Source organism: Sporosarcina koreensis (genome assembly GCF_001531445.1).
Taxonomy (GTDB): domain Bacteria; phylum Bacillota; class Bacilli; order Bacillales_A; family Planococcaceae; genus Sporosarcina; species Sporosarcina koreensis_C.
In genome coordinates this window covers 1-3652 of sequence record NZ_LQYA01000034.1, presented here as the reverse complement: position 1 = coordinate 3652, position 3652 = coordinate 1, and the positions used below count along the sequence as shown (strand labels likewise).

Here is a 3652-nt window from a genome sequence, read left to right as displayed (position 1 = left end):
AGTTTGTTCCGTAATCCGCTCGCTGCAACTTTCGCACATATACGTATTGATTGGATGATTCCTCAATTTCTTCGCGAGGGGGGCATCATCCACAAGCTGTCCGATCTCATCGCAAAGTACACATTTGACTCGCATAACCTCAGCTCCTTTAAATAGGTCGTAGGTGTCAATCGATGACGATGGCTGTGACTTTTCGTAAAGGTTGTTCAATGTTCGAGCCATCCTTGAATAAAAGATGGGCTGGTCCGTCTTCCGTCAACGGTTTCCCTTCCTGGCTGAATTTGAATAGAAAATTGCCAATATCGGAAAAAGGGTATGTTTCCTCAGTTCCGTCTATCGTCAAAAATGTAATCGTTTTAGCATTTTCCGCTGGCACTGCATTTTTAACAAAATGGTCGAGTGAGATACCGAATGTGCCTGTCACCATCTTCTGTCTATCGAATTTCTTTTCCGTTTTCAAAGTTGGCGGGAAAGTAGCCCCTTCCATAATTTCACGGGACCAATGCTTTCCCATATCTCTCTTATACTCTTCTTCTTCATCTCTTTCGACAAACGCTTCCGTAAAGAAAGTGTCCAAGTCGACTTTACGGTCATCAAAGATCCAAACCGTCGGATCAAGCGTGATCGTATGTTTTACATTGCCTTTTATCGTGATGATTGCTTCCAATTGAATAGCCTCCTACAACACTAAAATAAGCGTTTCCATATTGTCCTTAGTATAACGCTTCGTGTGGAATGTGGAAAGCCATTGAATTTATGCTCTACGTTCCTAAGGGAAACACTTGCAATTTACCTTCTTGAAAGATACAATTTATTCATAATCACCACGTAAGGATAATAGGTGAATGGGGGGCGTCCTCATGGATATTGAATTACAAGAAACCTATCAAGAAAAAGCTTTGAAACAGCTACAGGCTGATGCGGATAAAATTGCACAACTCATAAAAGTACAGATGGATCATTTGACGATGCCTCAGTGCCCACTTTACGAGGAAGTGTTGGATACTCAAATGTATGGCTTGTCCAAGGAAATTGACTTCGCTGTCAGGCTTGGCTTGATTGAGCGTGAAAAAGGGAAGGAAATCCTTTCATTGCTTGAAAAAGAGATGAACGTCTTGCACGAGTTATATACAAAAAAATAAACGAAAGACTCAAACTCATCATTGGTTTGAGTTTTTTATTTAAGATGAGGGAAGTATGATGGGGAAATATTTTAAAAGAATGATAAAAAACTTTGATTATCCATTGTTCACTGTATATCTTGTACTCTGCCTTTTCGGGCTAGTGATGATCTATAGTTCGAGCATGGTGTGGGGGGTCAACCGATATGGGTATGAACCCGATCACTATTACAGGAGACAATTGCTGAATCTAGCAATTGCCATACCTGCTTTTCTGTTTGCCTCCTTTTTTCCTTTTCAGAATTATAAACGGAAAAAATTAATGGTCACTTCGATTGTTGTCATGTTTATACTCCTTGTTCTCGTCCATATCCTCGGCTCTGGAGATCATGTCGGAGCACAAAGCTGGATCAAAATACCCGGCTTCGGCAGCATCCAGCCTTCAGAAATTGCAAAGCTTGTTATCATCGTTTATTTCGCGAGCGTATTCGCGAAGAAATCCGAAGCGGGCACGCTCGACTCCATTAATAAATCAATCGGTCCGCCAGTCAGCATTCTTATTTTGGCAATCGGTTCGATCATGATGGAAACGGATATCGGTACTTCTCTCATCATCATTATGGGAGCATTCTCTGTCATTGCAGCGAGCGGTATAAAATTTAGGACATTCACGAAGCTAAGCGGGATTGTCATGCTTGCAATGATTCCGATTGCTACCATCCTTTATTTTGCATGGGACACAGTCATGACAGATGGTAGGAAAGGAAGGATTTTGTCGTTCTTGAATCCATTTGACTATGCACAAGGGTCTGGCTATCAAATTGCAAACGGGTATATAGCAATTGGGTCTGGAGGCATCAAAGGTCTGGGGCTTGGAAATTCTATTCAAAAAATGGGTTATTTGCCAGAACCTCAAACGGATGTCATCATGGCTGTCATTTCCGAGGAAACCGGTATTTTTGGTACCATAATTGTAATTGGCGGGTTAGGATTCATCGTTATGCGTGCCCTTTATATCGCGATGCGCACGAAAGATCCACAGGCACGCATGTTAGCTGCTGGTATCGGAAGTGTCATCGGAATCCAAACATTCGTCAATGTCGGCGGTTTGACAGGGCTTATTCCACTCACGGGAGTTCCATTGCCTTTTATTAGTTATGGCGGAACTTCGATGATTCTGTTATCTTTGTCTTTAGGAATATTGATGAATGTTTCAATGTTCACAAAATACCAAAAGAATAAATAGAAAAGGAAGTGCTTTCAAGGTGGAAATGGGTCAAGGTCAGATTAAGAAAATCCTCGTAGCGAACCGTGGTGAAATCGCTATTCGTATTTTTCGTGCATGCACCGAATTGGAGATACCGACTGTCGGAATTTACTCGGCAGAAGATAGGGGTTCATTCCACCGCTACAAAGCAGATGAATCTTATTTAGTTGGAGAAGGCAAAAAACCGATTGACGCTTATTTGGATATCGAAGGAATCATTAAGATCGCCAAGTCATCAGGAGCGAATGCTGTTCACCCCGGATATGGCTTCCTCGCAGAAAACGAGGAGTTTGCCCGCAGGCTTGAAGAGGAAAATATCATTTTCATCGGTCCGACGTCCAAGCATCTTGATATGTTCGGAGATAAGGTGAAGGCGAGGGAACAAGCCATAAAGGCAGATATCCCAGTTATCCCCGGAACGGATGGGCCGGTTTCTTCCATGGAAGAAGTTGCTTCGTTCGGTGAAGAGCATGGATATCCGATTATTATCAAAGCATCGTTAGGCGGCGGCGGCAGAGGAATGCGTATTGTGAATTCCGCGGACGAAGTGTTTGAGGCGTTTGAACGCGCAAGATCCGAAGCCAAATCGGCGTTTGGTTCAGATGAAGTGTACGTAGAGAAATACATTAACAATCCAAAACATATCGAAGTTCAAATCTTAGGTGATACATACGGCAATATCGTGCATCTGTATGAACGCGATTGCTCGATTCAGCGCCGTCACCAGAAAGTTGTAGAAATTGCCCCATCCATTTCATTGGATGACGAATTGCGCCATGATATTTGTGAAGCGGCAGTCAAGTTGGCGAAGAATATTTCATATATCAATGCCGGGACAGTCGAATTCCTTGTGGCAGACGGAAGTTTTTATTTTATCGAAGTGAATCCGCGCATCCAAGTGGAGCATACGATTACAGAAATGGTGACGGGCGTCGATATCGTCCATGCGCAGATTCATATCGCAAATGGGGGAAATCTTCATGAAGGTGGATCGGCAATTCCTCAACAGGAAAGTATTCCTTTGTTCGGTTATGCGATTCAATCAAGGGTGACGACGGAAGATCCATTGAATGACTTCATGCCGGATACTGGTAAGTTGATGGTGTACCGGTCCGGAGGAGGCTTCGGCGTCCGTCTAGATGCAGGGAACGGGTTCCAGGGTGCTGTTATCACACCATATTATGATTCCCTGCTCGTCAAAGTTTCGACTTGGGGCACCTCTTTCCGTGACGCAGCAGCAAAAATGGATCGGAATCTACAGGAA

The 3652-nt window shown here is 43.4% G+C and carries 5 protein-coding genes; 3 read left to right on the top strand and 2 right to left on the bottom strand.

Annotated features, from left to right (window positions below; genetic code table 11):
* Together AWV70_RS24365 and AWV70_RS05875 are read right to left on the bottom strand one after the other, a co-directional pair.
* Positions 1 to 135 (bottom strand): YlaI family protein (locus AWV70_RS24365; protein ID WP_235588555.1); only part of this gene is annotated, 135 nt, incomplete at its 3' end.
* Positions 136 to 166: 31 nt separating this feature from the next.
* Positions 167 to 667: a hypothetical protein gene (locus AWV70_RS05875; protein ID WP_060205157.1), complete on the bottom strand. Its 501-nt coding sequence runs from the start codon at positions 665 to 667 to the stop codon at positions 167 to 169.
* Positions 668 to 860: 193 nt separating this feature from the next.
* Here AWV70_RS05875 and AWV70_RS05870 point away from each other — a divergent pair, with 193 nt between their 5' ends.
* From AWV70_RS05870 to AWV70_RS05860, 3 genes are all read left to right on the top strand, one after another.
* The gene (locus AWV70_RS05870) at positions 861 to 1142 is read left to right on the top strand and encodes a YlaN family protein (protein WP_060205154.1); all 282 of its coding nucleotides are present in this window, start codon (positions 861 to 863) and stop codon (positions 1140 to 1142) included.
* A 58-nt stretch (positions 1143 to 1200) separates the two neighbouring features.
* Positions 1201 to 2367: an FtsW/RodA/SpoVE family cell cycle protein gene (locus AWV70_RS05865; protein ID WP_060205152.1), complete on the top strand. Its 1167-nt coding sequence runs from the start codon at positions 1201 to 1203 to the stop codon at positions 2365 to 2367.
* Positions 2368 to 2392: 25 nt separating this feature from the next.
* The coding region (locus tag AWV70_RS05860) for a biotin carboxylase N-terminal domain-containing protein (RefSeq protein ID WP_153009910.1) at positions 2393 to 3652 on the top strand (1260 nt) is incomplete at its 3' end.

What these genes read in the sequence shown, in the direction of transcription:
- AWV70_RS05870 (WP_060205154.1), top strand. Translation starts at nt 861, where the DNA reads ATGGATATTGAATTACAAGAAACCTATCAAGAAAAAGCTTTGAAACAG.
- AWV70_RS05865 (WP_060205152.1), top strand. Translation starts at nt 1,201, where the DNA reads ATGGGGAAATATTTTAAAAGAATGATAAAAAACTTTGATTATCCATTG.